This is a genomic window from Vibrio sp. EJY3 (assembly GCF_000241385.1).
In the GTDB taxonomy this organism is placed as follows: Bacteria; Pseudomonadota; Gammaproteobacteria; order Enterobacterales; family Vibrionaceae; genus Vibrio; species Vibrio natriegens.
In genome coordinates, this window is the sequence record NC_016614.1 from 1,257,961 (window position 1) to 1,277,147 (window position 19,187).

Sequence of the window (19,187 nt, forward strand, 5' to 3'; positions counted from 1 at the left end):
TTTTAGTTAAGTGACAGTTTTAGAGGTTACCTAAAACGCGTGCCATTCTCTGAAGCCCATCGAGTAGTTGCGCTCTCGGGCAAGCCATATTGAGACGAATGTAACCCTCGCCTTGGGTGCCGTAAACCGCGCCCTGATTGAGCATAAGAGCGCCTTCAGTTATCAGTTTTTCGCCGATTTCTGCGGAAGGCATATCTAGCTGACGACAATCAATCCATGCCAAATACGTGGCTTCCTGCTGGATGACACTTAAACGTGGTAAGTGCTGGTTAATAAATTCAACGACAACCAAATAGTTCTGATGTAGATACTCTCTCAGAGCATCTAGCCAAGCTTCACTTTCGTTGTATGCCGCCATTAATGCTGATACGCCAAAAGGATTCACATCACAAACTTCATGAATATTTAATGCGCGATCGATTTTGTCACGTAGCTGTTTATCAGCAGTGATGATATTGGCGATTTGTAGCCCTGCGATATTGAACGACTTACTCGGAGAATTTGTCGTCACTGTGTTAGCAAGAAACTCATCCCCCAAGGCAGCAAAAGGCTGATGTTGAACTCCCGGAAACGTAAGATCACAATGGATTTCGTCGCTAATCACTTTGACACCATGTCTAAAGCAGATCTCACCCAATCTGGTCAGCTCTTCTTGTGTCCACGCACGGCCAACCGGATTGTGGGGGTTGCATAGAATCAAAACCTTCACATCAGATCGAGAAGCTTTTCGTTCAAGATCGTCAAAATCCATCTCGTAATAACCATCACGATTCACCAGCGGATTTTCAACAAGGTGGCATTCCATATTGTGAATCGAACTGAAAAAACAGTTATACGCGGGAGTTTGAACAATAACGCCATCACCCGGATTGGTCAGTGCTTTCAGGATAGCTGATAACGCAGGAACTACGCCTGACGTGTACTGAATCCACTCACGTTGGATGTGAAAGTTGTGTCTTTTACCGAACCAGTTAATAACCGCGGCGTAATAAGCGTCAGGGACTTTGGTGTAACCAAAAACGCCATGCTCAACACGTTGTTTCAATGCACTTACAATAGGTTCGGCAGTGCGGAAATCCATATCCGCGACCCACATCGGAAGAATAGAGCTGTTCCCCATGCTATCCCACTTAACACTGCCAGTCCCTTGTCGTTCAACAATTTGATCAAAGTTGAAAGATGACATTATGTTCTCACCTCAAATTCCGTTTCAATTGTGCATCCTCCTGGGTTCTTGCAGTTCTTATCAAAGATAATTTCTCCGATTGAGCGTGCTTTAATACAGCCAGATAAAGGATTCTTGATACTGATGATGTCGGAAACAATTTCAGCGTTCAATGTCGCGTATTCAAAACACAGATCCGTCTCTTCCATAACGCAATTTTCCATGATTAGATCTTGCGCGTAACACAACGGCTGCTCACCTCGAATGGTGCAATTAACCAAGCGTAAATTTTTTGAGTGCCAACCTAAATATTCACCATCTAAGACGCTGTCGTATACCGTGACATTTTCTGTGCCCCAAAATGCGTCTTTAGAGTCCAAATACGCGTTGCGAATAGTGACGTTTTTAGCGTCTTGGAACGAGTAGTTTCCTTGTAGCTTGAAGCCATCAATTTCTACATTTTCACAGTTCATAAAAACATAGTCTGCGCCGCGCATTTCAACATTTTTTAAATTGACGTTATCACACATCCACAAGGTTTCACCCGCATTCGGGAATCTCGTATTTTCAATAGTAAGATTCGAGACACGGCGAAACATTTTAGGCGCTTCGATCACGCAGTTATTCATCGTTAGGTTCTCTGAGTACCAGATAGCAGCTCGTGCGTATACCGTAAACAGGCTCTGCTCAATCAAGATGTCATTGCTATGCCAGAAGGGATATTTACCCATAAACTCACAGTGTTTAACCATGATATTTTGCGAATGTTTTAACGCTGACTCGCCCGGGTAAAATCGCACTTTATGCAGATATTTGTTTTCTTCAGCGTATAATGGTCTCTCACCTTCAAAGAAGGTGTCGCATAATTTTTCTTGCTGACAGAGTTGGTCTTGGATTGTTTTCGATAGTGTCATGGTACACCTGAACTTAGAAATTAAGGAATTAACGTTGGCAAACATTGCCAGTGCTTACTTATAAATGAACAGTAAATAGCTTGGAAACCAAGCGGGCACATTAATAAAACTCGTCAAATTATTTAATGTAGAGCGAAAGAAAATAAATATATACTCCCAGCCACTCTAATAACTGAATAAAAAGGTAAGGAATACAAAAAGGCAGTGGATCAGTACACCTTACGCGAAACTTTAAAAAGTGATGACTACGTCACTGACAATCTTTCCTAAGATAATCTCCCATCAATTTGTAAAGGGGGAGTATTTCAATGCTGGATTATAATATTTACTACCAAATATAAACGTCGCAAATATTACTCATTTCCTTTAGCCTAAAATATTATCCAGAACTTGATTGGCATTTAATGCAACATCCTCACCACAGTGCTGTTTTAGTTCGCCAATAAACGTTTTTAACAAGGCTGGCGTGATACCATTATTTAAACTGATACCAAAATGTGCCTGAAGCTGGCCATTAACACCCTGCATATTTGCCAAGGCTGCTATCGTCGCAAGCTCTCGTTCTTTCCATGTCAGTACATCACGCTGGAAAATGTCACCAAACAGATGTGCTTTTAGGTACTGGTCAATTTCGGGGGCAAAATCAAACAAAGGGCCAGAGACAACTTGCCCAACTAACTGGGTTTGGTTTTTAGTACCAAAACTTAAACTGCTTTCGTCTGTTGGTAGAGGGCTTGAAGGCTCGCCTTCTGTATCAAAGATTCCTTGCTGCTTGCGCTCTTCTATAACAGACATAAATGTCCCAAGCGCGTTGAGGCTTCTGGGAAAGCCAGTGTATGCGTACATCTGTACCAGTATTTCTTTGGTTTCGCTGATGGTGAGGCCAGCATTCAACCCTTCGACCAAACTCATCTTCAGCTTTTCAAGCTCACCACTTGCAGTGAATGCTGCTATTGGAATGATGGCTTGTTCTTTACCAGAAAAGTGTTCTTGCATGGTTCCTCCGAAGTTTGAATCAAAAGGTGAATCAATGTCCTGATACCCTTTGGATAACAAGACAACAGGTTGTGTTGAAGGTAACAACATGTCTAAATCTACGCCTAAATTTAAAAACCCGTTAGCCTAATGATTGCCAATACTTGCCTAATTATCCAAACACCAATATTAACAAGAGAACTAGAGAGGAGGTTTAGCCAATACTTAACCCTAAGAAAATAAACTGTAATGGATTGTTATATAAAATATTTATACTAACTCAACGAACAATAAGTGCATGATAAGCCGAGAGAACAATCGAAAAAATCGTGATTGAACTATCAATAGCAAATTGCCTAATAATCTTTACATAAGGAAAATAGCTGTTATAACTAAATAGTCGAAGACAGAAGTAGTCCAACCCTTTGGTTGCCCGTGGAGTAGCAATGAACGATTCACAAAACACAAACGTAGCAGCATCAATCCTTGCTGAAAAAATCCAAAAATGGACCGGTGATGCCACACAATTTGATACTGAAATCCCAGGGCTTAGATTAAGTCGCTGGACAACGCCTACACCACCAACCAGCTACACTCACAACCCAAGCATCTGTCTGATTGCCCAAGGAAAAAAGCGTGTTTTTCTGGGTGACGATAGCTTCACGTATGATGCAAATCATTTCCTGATCTCGTCAGTTGATCTCCCTATCACTGCCAACATAATGGAAGCAAGCGAAGATGAACCCTACCTTGGACTGATAATGGAACTGGATTTACAAGAGATTTCCCAACTCATTGTAGATAGTGAGTTTTCTTTTAAGACCAACAAGGAAGCACAGAAAGGTATTGCTGTAGGAGAACTGTCAGGCTCGCTACAAGATGCGTTTATTCGCCTTATGACTCTACTAGACGAGCCTGATAACATTAAGATCTTGGCTCCGGTAATCAAAAGAGAGATTTTTTACCGATTATTAATGACTGAGCAAGGCGCACGATTAAACCAAATCGTGACGACAGGTAGCCATAGTCACCAAATCGCCAAAGCTATTGACTGGCTAAAGAACAACTTTGTCAAACCATTAAGCGTAGGCGATCTTGCAGCGTACAGTGGTATGAGTAAATCTGCTTTTTACACGCATTTCCGTTCAATGACATCGATGACGCCATTACAGTTCCAGAAGAAGTTGCGATTGAGTGAAGCACGTCGATTGATGCTGACAGAAAACTTAGATGCAATGGCAACAACATTTAAAGTTGGATATGAAAGCCCTTCCCAATTTAGCCGCGAATACAGTCGCTTGTTTGGTGCGCCACCTTCAAAAGACATTAAAGCGCTGAAAGAAGCCAACATCTCTTAAGTTTGCTTCTCCTCAACCGGTTATCAAATAACAAAAGCAGGTGACAATTTTAAACCTGTCACCTGCTTCAAGTTATGTTTGATTTATTCTAGATTTTTCGTACAACAATAATTTCCTGTACCATTTATCTATGTCATTGAAGTTCTTTTCATTTAAAGAACGTTAAGCTTTCTACCATTCCCGTACCAAATGAACAGTAAATATCTATCGGTTTAACCTCCATAGGGAAGCTGAGCTCCGTAAAGCAGTATTCACCATCTTGTAGAAGAAGTTCGCTCGAGCAACGATCAACAATTAATGTAAATTGCAAACAGTCACTATCAGGAATAGTTAAACTGGTTTCGTGACTGAACATATTATTATAATTATCTTCACCCTCAACACCCACTTTTCGAATCGTAGTTATAACAATACTTTTTTCGTCACGTTCAATGTTATATGTTAAACATCTATTGCCTAAAGGCGAAATAGAAATGGAACTTCCTCTATGCAAATACAACTTGCCATCTAATATCCCTGCATGATAATTCTGAGATACAACTAAGCAATCTCCCGAATTGAGTGTTTTGTCGTGAGAAATAATATTATCTCTTTCATTGAGCCATGGTTTAGGTAAAGAAGATAAAAGGCGCAAACCCGACTGAGTTCGTGATAGTTTTAAATCTCGAGGAACGCTCATTGCGCTTCGCCATGCCTGAGTTGGAACGTCGTTAGCGTACAACCAATTGCTCATCCAAGCGATTGAGGTACGACGACCATCTGTCACATCAGACCAAGTTTGGGCGGCATAATAATCTCGGCCATAATCAAGCCAGAGTACCGTTTCTGCATCGTGATGGTTGGTAAAGCGCTCTCCATCAAATTGACCGATAAAATATTGTGTGCCTGAGCCACCAGCATGGCTGCAGCGTTGTACACCTACAATCAAAACCCAATAGCAGATATCAGAACCTTCCAATTGGATGGGGAAAAGATCTGGACACTCCCAAGGCATCTCGTCATGTTTACCCTCTTTCAATCCAAAGTTAGACGTTTTCTCCCACTGCTTGAGATCTTTGGAACGATAAAAGCCTATCTCCTGCCCCTCTGTTACCACCATCACCCAGTGCTGGCTTTGCTCGTGCCAAATTACCTTCGGATCGCGGAAATCTTTTAAACCTGGATTAGGTAATATCGGATTGTCAGTAAGTTTATTCCAACTAAAACCACCATCTTTACTGTAAGCGAGGCTCTGCATTTGTTCACTGTCTCTGCCGTCATCATGGGCAATACACGCGGTGTAAAATGCTAGTACACCTGGCTGTGCTTCGTTGTCAAACAGGCCACTGGTATTACGCCAATCCACCACAGCACTGCCTGAAAAACACATACCTTTTTCATCTGGAACCAACGCCGGAGGTAAGTGTTGCCAATTTCGCAGGTCAGCACTCACTGCATGTCCCCAATGCATCGGGCCCCACTTATTCGCATAGGGATAGAACTGATAAAATAAGTGGTATTCATTATTGATGTAAACCAAACCATTTGGGTCGTTCATCCAACCAAACGGTGGCGTAAAGTGCATTGTTGGACGAAAAATATCTTTTGCTAGTTGTTGCATGTTATTTATTTCCGGGGGTTAACCTTTACTATTTAAATAAAATCGAATAGCCATCCAAGTTATTCTTAAATTTATTTAAGAATAACTGTACGTTGAATTTATCTTTTAAATAAATTCAACGTACAGAATAACGATCATCTTGAATATAAAAACAGGATGTAAAATATAATTAATTGTTAAGCCGCTATTTCAAAAGCTGCTTTTATCAGTTTTTGCGTATATTCCATTTGTGAATTTTCTAACACATCGATCGTTAAGCCCTCTTCTACGACTTCACCATGCCTCATCACTAACACTCGGTGACAAAGCGATTTCACTACTCGTAAGTCATGGCTAATGAATAAGTAAGAGATTCCGCGTTTTTGCTGAAGCTGCTTAAGTAACTGGACGATCTGGTTCTGAATGGTTAAATCCAGAGCTGATGTCGGCTCATCTAATAAAATCACTTTTGGATCAAGAACAAGGGCTCTTGCAATCGCAATCCTTTGACGCTGACCACCAGAGAATTCATGTGGGTAGCGGTTGAGAATATTAGCGGATAGCCCTGCATCCAATAGCGCTTTTTCCAGTTTGAGTAAACGTTCACTCGGATCAGGATATAGGCCATTGACGATCAGTCCCTCTTCAAGAATCTGCTTCACCGAGAGACGAGGGTTTAGCGATGAGAATGGGTCCTGAAATACCACTTGCAGCTCTTTGCGCAAAACGCGAAGCTGTTCGTTGGTAATGCTGTTCAGGCACTGCCCGTCATAATTGACTTTACCGTTGATGTCTCCAGAATTGAGTAGCTGGAACATCGCCATTGCGAGGGTCGTTTTGCCTGACCCACTCTCGCCAACAATACCCAGTGTCTCACCCCGTTTCAGGGAAACGGAAATATCATCCACAGCGACCAGTTTTTTCTCTGGTTCACGACTAAACCAACCTTTCTTACCTAATTTAAACTCCACTCGCATCTTTTCAGCATGCAAAATAACCGGAGAAGCCTGAGGCACAGGTGACGCAACGCCTTTTGGTTCAGAGTCGATCAGCATTTTAGTGTAAGGATGCTCAGCTTTGGTAAAGATATTCTCGGTTAATCCGTGCTCCACCACTTCGCCACGCTTCATCACGTAGATGTAGTCCGCAAACTGACGAACAATGGTTAAATCGTGGGTAATTAACAACACACTCATACCCGTTTTTTCTTGCAAGTTCTTAATCAGGCGTAAAATATTGGCCTGAACCGTCACATCCAGTGCAGTCGTAGGTTCATCGGCGATAAGTAAGTCTGGGTTATTGGTCAGCGCCATCGCGATCATGACTCGCTGACGCTGGCCACCAGAAAGCTGATGAGGATATTGGTCAAAACGTTCTTCCGGATGAGGAAGTTGAACTGCTTCAAAAAGCTCAATGGTTCGCTTTTTCGCCTCAGCTTTGGATATTTTCTGGTGGACCAATATCGCTTCACTGACTTGTTCACCAAGCGTATAAAGCGGGTTTAGCGAAGTCATCGGTTCTTGAAAGATCATTGAGATCTTATTTCCGCGTAGCTTCAACAACTGACGCTCGTTTGCTGCTGTGATATCCACATCACGATACGTTACCTTACTCTCGGCTCCGACTTGAGCATGTTTAGGTAATAACCCCATTAGCGATCGGGCTGAGACCGATTTACCCGATCCACTCTCACCAACCAGCGCGACCATTTCACCCGCTTTAATGTTGTAACTCACGCCTTTCAGTGCTTGCACCAAACCATCTTCGGTTTTGAAGCTCACATTAAGGCCTGCCACTCTCGCAATGGTTTGTCTGTTAGCCGCTTGACTATCAGGTGTATTTCTATCTTGCATAATCTTTCCTCAACATCAGCGGTTAATTAGAGTACGGGTCAACGGCGTCACGCAGACCGTCACCAAGTGCGTTAAAACCTAATACAGCAATTAAGATGAAACCAACGGGATAAAGCAGCCATGGATAAGAACCGATGGTTTGGAATTGTCCGGCTGCATTAAGCAATGAACCCCAGCTAAACATGGGTGCTTTTACCCCTACTGCCAAAAAGCTGAAGAAACTTTCGGTCAGTACGATGGTTGGCAGCATAATGGTCGCAAGAACAACTACGTTACTGGTGACGTTAGGCAAAATATGACGAAGTACAATACGCATATCTTTTGCACCTACCGCTTTAGCGGCACGGATGTAGTCCAGGTTTCGCATGGATAGGGCTTGCGCGCGAACCTGACGAGCAACAAATGCCCACTGCAGTGACGACAGGATAACGATGAGCATGATAAAGACACTCAGTGAATCGGCTGTTTTTGGTAACACCGCGATCAGCGCTAGATAGAGTGGCACCGCAGGGAATGCTAAAGCCAGCTCTGCAATACGCTGTACAACGAAATCGAATCGGCCACCATAATAACCAGACAGAATACCGACAACCGTACCGACAGAGACCACAACGAACACAACCGTAATCGCAAAGATCAACGTGATTCGACTACCGAAGAAACAACGAGCAAGCAGATCGCGCCCTAAGTTGTCTGAACCAAGTAGAAAAAGTGGTGAGCCGTCTTCTAACCCAACTAAATGAGTGTTAAAGCTCATACCCAAAAATTCGTATTCCCAGCCCTGATTAAAGAATTCTAAATGAATGCGACTGTCCTTATTTTCTGTGACGACGGGTAAAAACGTAACAGGGTCGAGATCCACGACTTTTTCGTAGACGAATGGACGTAAATGGAAATTACCTTCTGAATCGAAAAAGTGAATATTTGCTGGCGCGTCATAAATATTTTCACTAAAGCGCACCGTTGGATCGTTAGACGAAAAAAACGGGGCGAAAATAGACGTCAGGCCAAGAAGAGTAAGCAGAACTAAACTCATCAATGCCATTTTATTTCGTTTGAAACGTATCCAAACTAAGCTCGAGTAACTTTGTGATTGTTTCATGAGTACTACCTACGATAAACGAATTCTTGGATCTAAGACGGCTAACAATAAATCGGAGATTAGGTTGCCGATAATGAGCAAAGCAGCGACCAGCAACATAATCGTGCCGATAACATACGTATCCTGCTCTGCCATTGCAGAAATGATCAGAGGACCAATGGTTGGTATACCAAGAACCATCGCCGCTTCCATCTCGCCGGTAATCATGTAAGGCAATGCAACACCCTGATAAGAAATCAAACTATGTAAGGCATTCGGTACTGCATGTTTATAAATAACTTTGCTTTCACGTAGCCCTTTTGCACGTGCCGTTTCGATGTATTGCATTTTTAGAATATCGAGCAAGTTACCGCGCATCAGTCGAAGGTTGAATGCCATACCACCGAAGGCTGCAATAAAGATTACCGGCCAGATGTGAACCAAGGTATCGAAGAACTTATTCCAGGACATCGGTTCAAATAGATATTCGGGAGAGTTCATCGCGCCTATCGAACCAATGTCCCAGGCGAATATCATGAAATAAACGATAATGATGGCCATAACGAATCGAGGCACAGTCATAGCGATAAAGGACAATAACGTCGCCACTCTGTCCCCGATTCTATTTTGGTTAGTCGCAGCGAAAATCCCCGCAAACACCCCTAATAAAGTCGCTCCTATATGACACCCCAGCGCGATAAAAATCGTTCTTGGTAAACGTTCTCCAACAACGTCCATAACGGGTTTGTTGTAAGCAAACGAGTAGCCAAAATCAAAGTGGAAAACGATATTTTTTAACCAATTCGCGTACTGAGTCAGAACTGGTTCGTTTAAGCCATAACGCTCCCTGGCGGCATCCGCTAACTGCTGAGCCTGCTCCGGAGAAGCCCCGCCCATAGAAATCGCTTGGTTTTTAATTAAATCGCCGTAATCTCCATCTGGCAGTTGGATGATGACGAAAGTGATAGCACTAAGCACAAGCAGTAAACCGATAGTGCTAAGTATCCGTTTAGTAATAAATTCAATCATGTTACATCCCATATTCAGGCGGGAGATTGCTTCCCGCCTTATCCTTGTATTACTTCTTAGTATCAAGCTTGTACTCAGGAACCGTGTGTGGCTGCAGTTCTTTTAGCTGCTGATCTTGTGGTACCCAAAAACGTTCGCGCATGACTGCATCTTCGGCCCACTGGTATGCCGTGATTGGTGCGTTAGGCACGTTCTTAATACGCTTGTTAACGAGTAAAGCCCCTGGATAGGCGACCAAGCCGACGTGGTACACATTTTTGGTCATTTCATGGTTTAACTGACCAATAAGATCCGCTTGTTTCGCCGTGTCACGCTCAGCGAATATCTGATGAGCTAAGGTCACCATCTTTTCTTCAAACGGCTGAAGTACTTGCGGTTTATTTTCGGTACCTCGGTGCCATACCGGACCGCTCTGCGCAATTGGCGCTAACCACTCCATACGTTGCATTGGAACGATTAATTCTTTGTCACTGCGATTTAAGCGCCAGTCAAAATCTGCCGCATCACGCGATGAGTCACCCTGAACGCTATCGAGTAACCTTGGGATCAGCTTGATACCAATGTCAGACATCATAGAAACCAGATTTTCATTGAAGACTCCGTCCGCAGTACCGTTGCCGCTGTTTAGTACAATTTCAACGTCATCGCCGTTATTCACCTCTTTAGGGAAGTTCACAACACCATTGCCGTCAGTATCAACCAGCCCTAGTTCTGCTAAATATTGCTTAGACAAGCTTGGGTTGTATGGGTAATAAACGACATCATCTTCTCGGTAAAATGCTGTTTCTGGGTGTAAGCCACCCGCATATTCGGCAGTAAACGGACCTTTAACCAGTGCTTGCCCTAGGCTTTTTCTGTCTATGGCATGAGAAATTGCTTTACGGAATTTGAGGTCTCGATTCAGTTGTCTAATCGCCGCTTCTCGGTCATCGCTTACAGATAAAGTCGGGTTCATGTTCATCTGAATCTGGAACGCCAGGTTACGCGGCCCAAACATGGCTCGAGTTGGTGAATTAGGCGCAGCGAGTTTGCGTAACGTTTCAATATATATTGGCGGGTTTTCCATATTGGAAAAATCCGCACTGCCTGACATGGTCTCTAATGTTCGCGATTCCCACGTAGAAAGCTTGTAACGCATTTCGTCGATATAAGGCAGTTGGTTACCCGCTTCGTCCACTTTCCAGTAGTAAGGGTTACGGCGCAGAACAATAATCTGATCGTCTTTGTAGCTTACTGGAACCCATGGTCCCATCGTTACAGTAGGGACTTCATTGGCAGGTAACGCGTTGCTAAAATCTTCAAACGTAACTTTATCGTTATATTTAGGATGAAGTGGTTTGAGTATATGCGCCGGGCCTGGACAGAATGTCATAAAGGCCATGTTGTAAAGTGCCTGATTCTGAAATGCTTTCTCGAAATGCCAGCGAATGGTGTATTCGTCAACGATTTCTAGATTCGCCCCTTCACCCAATGCGTTTTGCGAAGAGAATGACGGAATTCTTGGTTCTAAAACCGTATCTTCCCAGTAAAAGCGTACATCTTCGGAAGTAAATGGTTCACCGTCTGACCATTTAGCCCCTTTAATCAGATGCATGGTTAACGCCTTACCATCCTCGGACCATTCCCAGCTTTGCGCCAGATTCGGCAGCACTTCCAGCTCATCAGGTTTGATCTGATACATCGGACCGGTGCGTGTTAAACATTGCTGCACGGTATAATTGATACCACCCCACCCTTGAGAGTGTGCAGCCGACCAGTTCCAACCCTGAGGTCGGCCACCAATAACATGACGAAGAACGCCGCCGTAAACACCGACGCCGTCAGGCATAGACGCCGTTTTTAATACCATAGGAACGTCGGGTAAGCGCTGTTCAACCGGCGGCAATTTGCCTGTTTTCACGTAATTATCGGTGAGCCATTGAGGCTCAGAGTAGTGGTCAAGTTTTTTGAACTCGACAATTTGATCAGGAGAAAAATATTCAATAGATAAACGATTTGGTATTTCCGAAGCCTTCGGAATTTTCGTCGCACCTTCTGGCAGCGTTTCCGATAATGCAGGAAAGCATATGCATACAATTGAGAGTCCTAATAGATGCTTCTTATAATTCATTATGCACGGTCCTTTAATATATGGATGGTAGAGTACGTGTTATTTCTTTTTGTTTATTCAAATTATCCGACTCTTGAATTATCATCAAATCCAGTTCTGCCCTCACATCACCAATTCTTACTTTTCCAGAGTAAATGGATTAATTCCTTACACAATCAAAAGCAACCACGAAAAAACCGATACTATGCAAGATATAGACTCAAAACAATCGCACACTCCAATACCTACAAACCGTGTTTACTTCACCTTTTCATTCTTACTTTTTAACATTAATCACCATAAAAATATTATGTAGATCACAATATTATTTATCTGGAATAGTCAGGTTTTTTATGTAGAAAAATGCCCCTCCTTGGCTCCCGTACAAGATTTGTATTAGTTATTAACAAAATAATAGACCGACGATGAGTATTTGATACTTATACATTCATATTTGTTCATGGATAACGCCTGAATCATGCAATGTTCGTGTGCGATTTTGACCTACAGGGCTTTTAGTCAATTAAAATGATGAATCAATTAAGGGGCTCAAGAAGAGAAGAAAAGATCTAAGCAAAGGAGAGTGTTAGTTGATGAAAAATATTAACGTGTAGATAAACAGTGTAAGTATTGACGATTATTAAGCAGAGGAAGGAGTTGTATAAGCTATGAGGTACTTGAACACAGGTAAACCACCAGATATAAGATGGACAAGCCATAGCTAATATCCAAGCTGGTATTAACTATGGCTAAGGTTATGTTAGTTTAGAACGCGTAGAACAAACGTACTCGAGCACCAAAATCGTCATCTTCTTTAAAATATTCATCAGATTGTGATTGAGTTAGCTTATTCGAAATACAGGTATAGTACGAACCTAACAGGATTGAGAAATCCTTAACGTCTAATACATCTCTCAAAGCATATGATGCGTAAATGGTTGATACTTCAACATTGCCATCCACCCATCCTGAAAGCTCTTTGTTGTCGTATTCGTTGTCTGCATACACATAGCCAATACCGACATTGTTCCAGAGCGCGTTGACGCCAGTACTAAAGTTGGTCTCATCAACTGCGTCCAAATAAGCAACATTGACGTTAACTGACCAACCATCGTTAGACCAGTTACCAGTTACCCCATAGCCAGTACGGTCAGAGATATCGACACCATTGGCCACAACTGCATTAGAAACTAAATTTGTTTCCATCGCAGCGGCTATGCGAAACTGGCCAAAATCGTAAGCGATAAGAGGACGAACTAAAAATGAGTCTTTGCTTTTATCGATTTCATTTCCATGATAGGTGCCATCAACACCATCCCTAAACAGGTTGGAGCGGTCGCCCATCATCGAACCCAGCTCAACATAGAGGTTGCCAAACGTCTGGTGATACATCAATTGGCCATCAGACCCACGGCCTCGAGCCTCTTTCAGTTGATAAGTGTATGCCCAGCCATCTGTGTAAAGGTCATTAGAGGTATCACCTGAGTACTCGAGAAATACATCCAACCCTACAGGGAACATATCTGCCCCTTCAAAACGACCAGCTTTTATTGCCCAGCCATCCTTTTTACCAAACTCAAAGTAAGCATCATCCAATACAACCTTACCAGTGCTTTCAAATAGTGGCTGTGCCTTAACACCGACAAAGTAATCTTTATCTGTGTATTTTTCGCCTGCAAATTCAATCAGCACACGACCGTCCTGGTTAAACTCTTGGTCACCTGACGCATTCGACTCGCGATCGCGGTAGTTAAAGTTTAATTCAACATTACCAGCAATAGAAAAGTTGCCTAGTTCATTATCAATGATCTTAACACCAGCATTTGCTGATAGTGCAAATGATACACAGACAGCGCCCAGAGATAGTTTAAATGTTCTGTTCATAATTTTACCTATATTTGTTTTTATTAAATCGTGGAATTTAAAAAATATAAATCCCGCCCTTTCGTAAAAAGACAATCTTTCCGTTACTGAATCAAATTCTGTTACTTTTATTATCTTATTTTAAATTAAATAACTTAGTGATTTTGTTATCCAACAAGTTAATTAATAATAAACAAGAAGCAGTGATAATATAGTGATAATTCACTATTCGTTAGTTTAGGTAAGGTACTCGCTCGATTATAAAATTGTTATCCTTTTCCTCAATATTATTTAATCAGAGGGAAATTTACGGTTTATTTACTTAGTTGCTAAGCAATATTGGTCGTTTAAAGCCATATCTCTCCATCGCCGTTTCAATTTTGTTTTTATCGAAACCGTCATGAAGACGATAGAATTTTCGGTAAACAACGATACTGGCTATCATTAATAATGCCGGAAGCCCAATCATCATAAATTCCAAGCCTGCAATGGTTTCGCTACTTTGAACTGCATTGGGGATATACCCAACGAATGACAGGCCAACACCGACAACGAATCCGCCCGCTGCGCCTGCAAACTTAACCAACATAGTTTGTACCGAGAAAATGACGCTCTCGCTTCGGTGACCTGTCTTATATTCCCCATAATCGACAACATCAGCTAACATTACGGTCTGAAGTGCATTTACAATGCCCACACCATATGATTTCGCGGCAGCTCCTATGGCTATCAGAAGTACGCTACCAGGAACAAAAGCACGCATTACATACAATAGAACGCAAGATAAGACCGCAAGACCACATGCAATTAGCCATAGGTTTTTACGAGGGAATAACTTTGCTATATAAGGAAAAGTAATAACACCGATGAATTCAGCAATCCCTGACACCATCATATAGGTAGAAAACAATTCAGCCTTATTCAAAGCATAAGTGAAGTAGTAGATTGCAAAGCCTCCAAATATCATATTGGCAATCTGGAATGTCAGTACAGAACTGATTAATACTTTGAGTTGGTCATTAGACTTTAAAATATTAGCCACATCTTTTAAGTTAAATCTTTCCGTTGTTTTATCAACAGTCACACTCTCTTTAACATTTCTTGCGACTAAGAATGCGCTCATAATAAACAGCACGGCTATTAGCATTGCGAGATTGGAAAAACCTTCCCCCTGATCGCCGTTACCTAACTTGCCAATGATAGTCAGACCGTAAGTACCAGTTAGAAACCAGGCAAGACTGGCAAACATACGCGGCCAAATGACTAATTTCTCTCTTTCCTCTCGGGAGCTGGATAATGCTGGTATCATCGACCAATACGGAATATCCATGATTGTGTAAGTTAAGCCCCACAAAATATAAGCCGCTGCGGCATAGATATAAAGAGGAGTGCCCTCAAACGTATGAGTGCGGAATAAAGCGATCAGAACGACGGCATTCAAAAGTGTTCCAATGACAATCCAAGGACGGAACTTACCAAATCTTGAGCGGGTGTTGTCTACTATCATCCCCATAATGGGATCTGTCACAGCGTCGATAATTCTCGCAGCTAAAAAGATAGTGCCGATAAAGCCTGCCGAGAGACCGGCTACATCGGTAAAGTAAAACATTAAAAAAATATAAATAGGTGCACAGGCGAAATCTTTACCTAATGCAGCAAGTCCGTAGGATGCTTTGGTTTTTATCGTTATTTGATTAGACATGTTACTACCCTGTTCTTTGTCTTCGGCATAATTGGCTACCAACGGCATTTCATTGATAGCCAAAGCCGTTTTATTTATCCGAGATACCGAATCAATTTATCTTCTCGACTTTAATTAACATCGCAGTTTCTGGATCGAGTAGCGGCATGCTTAAACCAACCTCTTTGCACCACTCACCACTGAGTTCGCAACCAGCTTCAGTCCAAGGCGGCTGGAATACGACAATGTCGTTGTAATTTGCCGGCGCGTCCAAAACATAAATACGGTAAGTTGCTGAATCATCCAAGCCTAATATTCTCAGGTTGCCACTTAGTGAATGTGTTGGCATATCCAATTGAGCAACCATCACAACCGCTTCGGATTGATCTTCCGATACGACTGACATTATCTGATGCGAGCTATCATCGGTCGGGGTACGCCACATTTTCCCAGTATGTAACAGATCACGTAACTGCTTGTGTAGCGCGACATAACGAGCAAAGTTCGCTTTTTCATCACTATCTTCTTTCACCGGATCAAGCTCTATTCCCATATGGCCAAACAGTGCCGTCAATCCACGGAACTCAATACTATGACGGCGGCGAGTACAATGACATTTATCAGATCCAATATGGCTGCCCATCACTTCTGGCGGGAAGAAGTAACTCATACCACGCTGGATCCCTTGCCTTTCTAACGCATCGTTATTATCCGAGGGCCAGAAGCGGTCAGTTCGTTTCAAAATTTCGTAATCAATACGGCCACCGCCGCCCGCGCAGGACTCAATACTGACGTGAGGGAATTTGGCTCTTACCTTATCGACCAACTGGTAGTAACGCTCTGTCTGCTTGCGTCCAGATGCCACACCATCATGCGCCGGCTGAACGATTTCTCGGTTCATATCCCACTTGATGTAGCGAATATTGTAGGTGCTTAAGAAATGATCCAATCGTTCGTATAAGAAGTTGAACGCATCATCGTTTTGCAAATCAATAACATGTTGATGTCTGCCTGTCGGTTGGTCATAACCATCGACAGCAAGTAGCCAATCCGGATGTTCGCGGTATAAATCTGAGTCTTTATTGATCATTTCTGGCTCAAACCACAAACCAAATTCCATGCCTAATGCATTAACGTGATCGACAACTGGCTCAAGGCCATTTGGGTATTTGCGCTCATCCAAGAACCAATCCCCTAATGCCGCTGTGTCATCATCGCGACCTCTGAACCATCCGTCATCAATGATAAAACGCTCCACTCCCATTTCTGCTGCTTGCGAGGCCATTTCCATGATGTATTCAGGATCGTGGTCGAAATAGATCCCTTCCCATGTATTCAAATGCACCGGACGTAACTTCTTCTGAAAGTCTTCCGCGATGATCGAGTGTCTTACATGCGAATGGAATTGATGACTCATCTCATTGAGTCCGTTCTCACTGTAACTTGCATACAACCATGGCGTAGCAATGCTTTCCCCTTTTTCCAGCGCGACTTCTCCAGGAAAATAGATCACTTCAGCTTGCATCATACGACGACCATCCGTTTTTACATCGGCACGTAATCGATGGTTACCGCTCCAAGCAAAGTGGAATCCCCAAACATCGCCGTGGGTCTCACTGAAGTTAGACGTACCAGCAACCATTGCAGGATAGTGTTCATGGGAAGTTCTGCCGCGTCTGTTCTCTTGCTGATATCCGTTATGAAGTAGTGGCTGACGTTGTGTTTGGAATTCTCTTGCCCAACGGCCGTGGAACGTCATCAGCTCATTAACTCTTACAGGTAATGGCATTGAGTTAGCAAAGCGATTGACGAAATATTGCCCGGACTTTAGGTTAGTTAAGGTATGACGAGTTTTAACCACATCAAATTCATCTAAGCAAATTTCCGTCAACAGTTGCAAACCAGCACGTTCATCTTCGCTCGTAAGACTGATTTGGTTATCACATTGTTGAATACTTTTTAAGAAGAATACTGGTGCCCAGTCCTGACCATTGCGGTGACCTTCTAAACCCGGGCTGCTGAATACACCACGACCAAGTTCAGGTAACGTTGTCATGGCTACGTCTTTATCTAAGCGTCCATGAGGTACAGGACGATGCAAAGCGGAGCGAAAGTTTTCTAGACTGCCACTTAGTTTCTTACCCCAGTGTAGAATTTCTGCAAAGTCACCAACCTCAATAATAAGTTGGGACTCCGTTCCGCTTAACTCAACTAACTTTTTTTCTTTCATTCCATCTTACTCGACATGTGGCAAACGATTAACTTGCAGTCAAATTAAACGACTCTTCTTTTGTCATCAAATCGAAATAAACACCCACGTCACCAAACCTTACCTTTTAAGAGTCTTTAGATAAAAAGCAAAACCAAAAGGCATATTCCACACCAAGCATAAAACCTCACAACCCCCTATAAACAAGACCACAAAGCCAATACAGATCACATTTCAAATAAGCACCATCTGATAGTCTTACCTCGAAAACTTACTTTATGGCACCCAATCAAACGCTACTTGGACAAATTTACATGCATAAATTAGAAGTATTTCAGTCTGAAAACATCAGCTATTTAGTCAATGATATGCGCTCAGCACCTCTAATTGATGTCGACACCGAGTTGAGTTTTGAGCAGCGCAAACCTTTTTACATGGCGGACTACCATTGGCACCAGCAAGTAGAAATCAATGTATTGCATAAAGGAACGCTCGAATACGCGATTAATAATGCCAACGTGCAAATATCGGCCGGAGAAATGGCGGTATTTTGGGCGGTGACGCCACATCGAGTGAGTAAAGTTAGTGACGACGCTCTGCTTGGCATCATCAATATACCTTTAAGTGCATTTCTCGGTTGGGTGTTACCCCAAGAGTTTGTCCAGCAAGTCATGCATGGCGGGGTTATTACGTCTCAAATAGATGGGGTTGTCAGCCTTGCCGAAAGTAACCGTTGGCTAAACTGCTATCACAGTGACAGTAATGTGAGAAGTGGAATCGTCAGTGACGAGGTCTGGTTAATGTTACGCCGCCTCTGCTCATTCGACTATAATGTGGAAATGTTCAGCTTTCTGCGTAACGGCTCCTCTCGCCACCCAAATGATACGGGTTATAAAAACGTGCAGCTCATGCTCGATTATATTGCTAAAAACCACAACAAAGACATCAAAGTCGATGACATTGCTGCCCATGTAAAACTGCATCCAAAATATGCCATGGGGCTATTTAAGAATATGCTGAGTGTCTCAATAAAACAGTATTTAATTATTATGCGCATCAACCACGCCAAAGTCTTATTGAGTAACACTCGAAATCCAATAAAGAATATCGCTAATGATAGTGGCTTTAAGCACCCCGGTTCCTTTTTTGCTGCGTTTAAGAGCCATACAGGTTTAACTCCCCAACAATTTAGGTCAGAAACTCAAATAATCTAAGTAGCTTAGATCCTTTTCGCTTTCGTCTCCGTTGCTAGTCGATGAGAGTACTCTCGTTAAGCCATCAAAGTCTCTGTATCACGTTATAGAAACCAAATTGATGAACGACAAGCCAAGTTCCACCGACGCGTACTGGTAATTCCAAGAGTGAATACGGTAGGTACCTTGGTCACCTCC

General features: G+C 42.7%; 13 protein-coding genes. 2 read left to right on the top strand and 11 right to left on the bottom strand.

The annotated features are described in order from the left end of the window. Positions 1–19: 19 nt before the first annotated feature. From VEJY3_RS21510 to VEJY3_RS21520, 3 genes are all read right to left on the bottom strand, one after another. Positions 20–1,186: a MalY/PatB family protein gene (locus VEJY3_RS21510; RefSeq protein ID WP_014234538.1), complete on the bottom strand. Its 1,167-nt coding sequence runs from the start codon at positions 1,184–1,186 to the stop codon at positions 20–22. After that, positions 1,186–2,079 carry a DUF3737 family protein gene (locus VEJY3_RS21515; protein ID WP_014234539.1) on the bottom strand — a complete coding sequence of 298 codons (894 nt, stop codon included), beginning with the start codon at positions 2,077–2,079 and terminating at the stop codon, positions 1,186–1,188. Before VEJY3_RS21515 ends, VEJY3_RS21510 begins: the two co-directional genes overlap by 1 nt. A 366-nt stretch (positions 2,080–2,445) precedes the next feature. Beyond that, positions 2,446–3,075: a carboxymuconolactone decarboxylase family protein gene (locus VEJY3_RS21520; protein ID WP_041170493.1), complete on the bottom strand. Its 630-nt coding sequence runs from the start codon at positions 3,073–3,075 to the stop codon at positions 2,446–2,448. A gap of 425 nt (positions 3,076–3,500) precedes the next feature. Here VEJY3_RS21520 and VEJY3_RS21525 point away from each other — a divergent pair, with 425 nt between their 5' ends. Next, complete coding sequence (locus VEJY3_RS21525; protein WP_014234541.1) at positions 3,501–4,412, top strand: AraC family transcriptional regulator; 912 nt, start codon at positions 3,501–3,503, stop codon at positions 4,410–4,412. Between the two features lie 148 nt (positions 4,413–4,560). On the opposite strand, the gene VEJY3_RS21530 is transcribed toward VEJY3_RS21525, so the two are convergent. The 8 genes from VEJY3_RS21530 to VEJY3_RS21565 form a co-directional block, all read right to left on the bottom strand. Next, positions 4,561–6,012: a glycoside hydrolase family 32 protein gene (locus VEJY3_RS21530; RefSeq protein ID WP_014234542.1), complete on the bottom strand. Its 1,452-nt coding sequence runs from the start codon at positions 6,010–6,012 to the stop codon at positions 4,561–4,563. 176 nt (positions 6,013–6,188) lie between these two features. Further along, positions 6,189–7,844: an ABC transporter ATP-binding protein gene (locus tag VEJY3_RS21535; protein ID WP_014234543.1), complete on the bottom strand. Its 1,656-nt coding sequence runs from the start codon at positions 7,842–7,844 to the stop codon at positions 6,189–6,191. A 22-nt stretch (positions 7,845–7,866) separates the two neighbouring features. Continuing rightward, entirely contained in the window at positions 7,867–8,946 is a 1,080-nt protein-coding gene (locus VEJY3_RS21540; protein ID WP_014234544.1) for an ABC transporter permease, read from the bottom strand. 9 nt (positions 8,947–8,955) lie between these two features. Then, positions 8,956–9,954, bottom strand: coding sequence for an ABC transporter permease (locus tag VEJY3_RS21545; protein WP_014234545.1), 999 nt, complete (start codon positions 9,952–9,954; stop codon positions 8,956–8,958). A 49-nt stretch (positions 9,955–10,003) separates the two neighbouring features. Continuing rightward, positions 10,004–12,064, bottom strand: coding sequence for an ABC transporter substrate-binding protein (locus tag VEJY3_RS21550; RefSeq protein WP_014234546.1), 2,061 nt, complete (start codon positions 12,062–12,064; stop codon positions 10,004–10,006). A gap of 744 nt (positions 12,065–12,808) precedes the next feature. Next, complete coding sequence (locus VEJY3_RS21555; protein ID WP_014234547.1) at positions 12,809–13,927, bottom strand: carbohydrate porin; 1,119 nt, start codon at positions 13,925–13,927, stop codon at positions 12,809–12,811. Positions 13,928–14,228: 301 nt separating this feature from the next. After that, the gene (gene melB, locus VEJY3_RS21560; RefSeq protein WP_049794706.1) at positions 14,229–15,608 is read right to left on the bottom strand and encodes a melibiose:sodium transporter MelB; all 1,380 of its coding nucleotides are present in this window, start codon (positions 15,606–15,608) and stop codon (positions 14,229–14,231) included. 91 nt (positions 15,609–15,699) lie between these two features. Then, entirely contained in the window at positions 15,700–17,817 is a 2,118-nt protein-coding gene (locus VEJY3_RS21565; protein WP_014234549.1) for an alpha-galactosidase, read from the bottom strand. Between the two features lie 293 nt (positions 17,818–18,110). Between VEJY3_RS21565 and VEJY3_RS21570 the strand changes: the two genes are divergently transcribed. After that, a complete protein-coding gene (locus tag VEJY3_RS21570; RefSeq protein ID WP_014234550.1) occupies positions 18,111–19,010 on the top strand; it encodes a helix-turn-helix domain-containing protein in 900 nt (299 codons plus the stop codon). Positions 19,011–19,187: the final 177 nt, after the last annotated feature.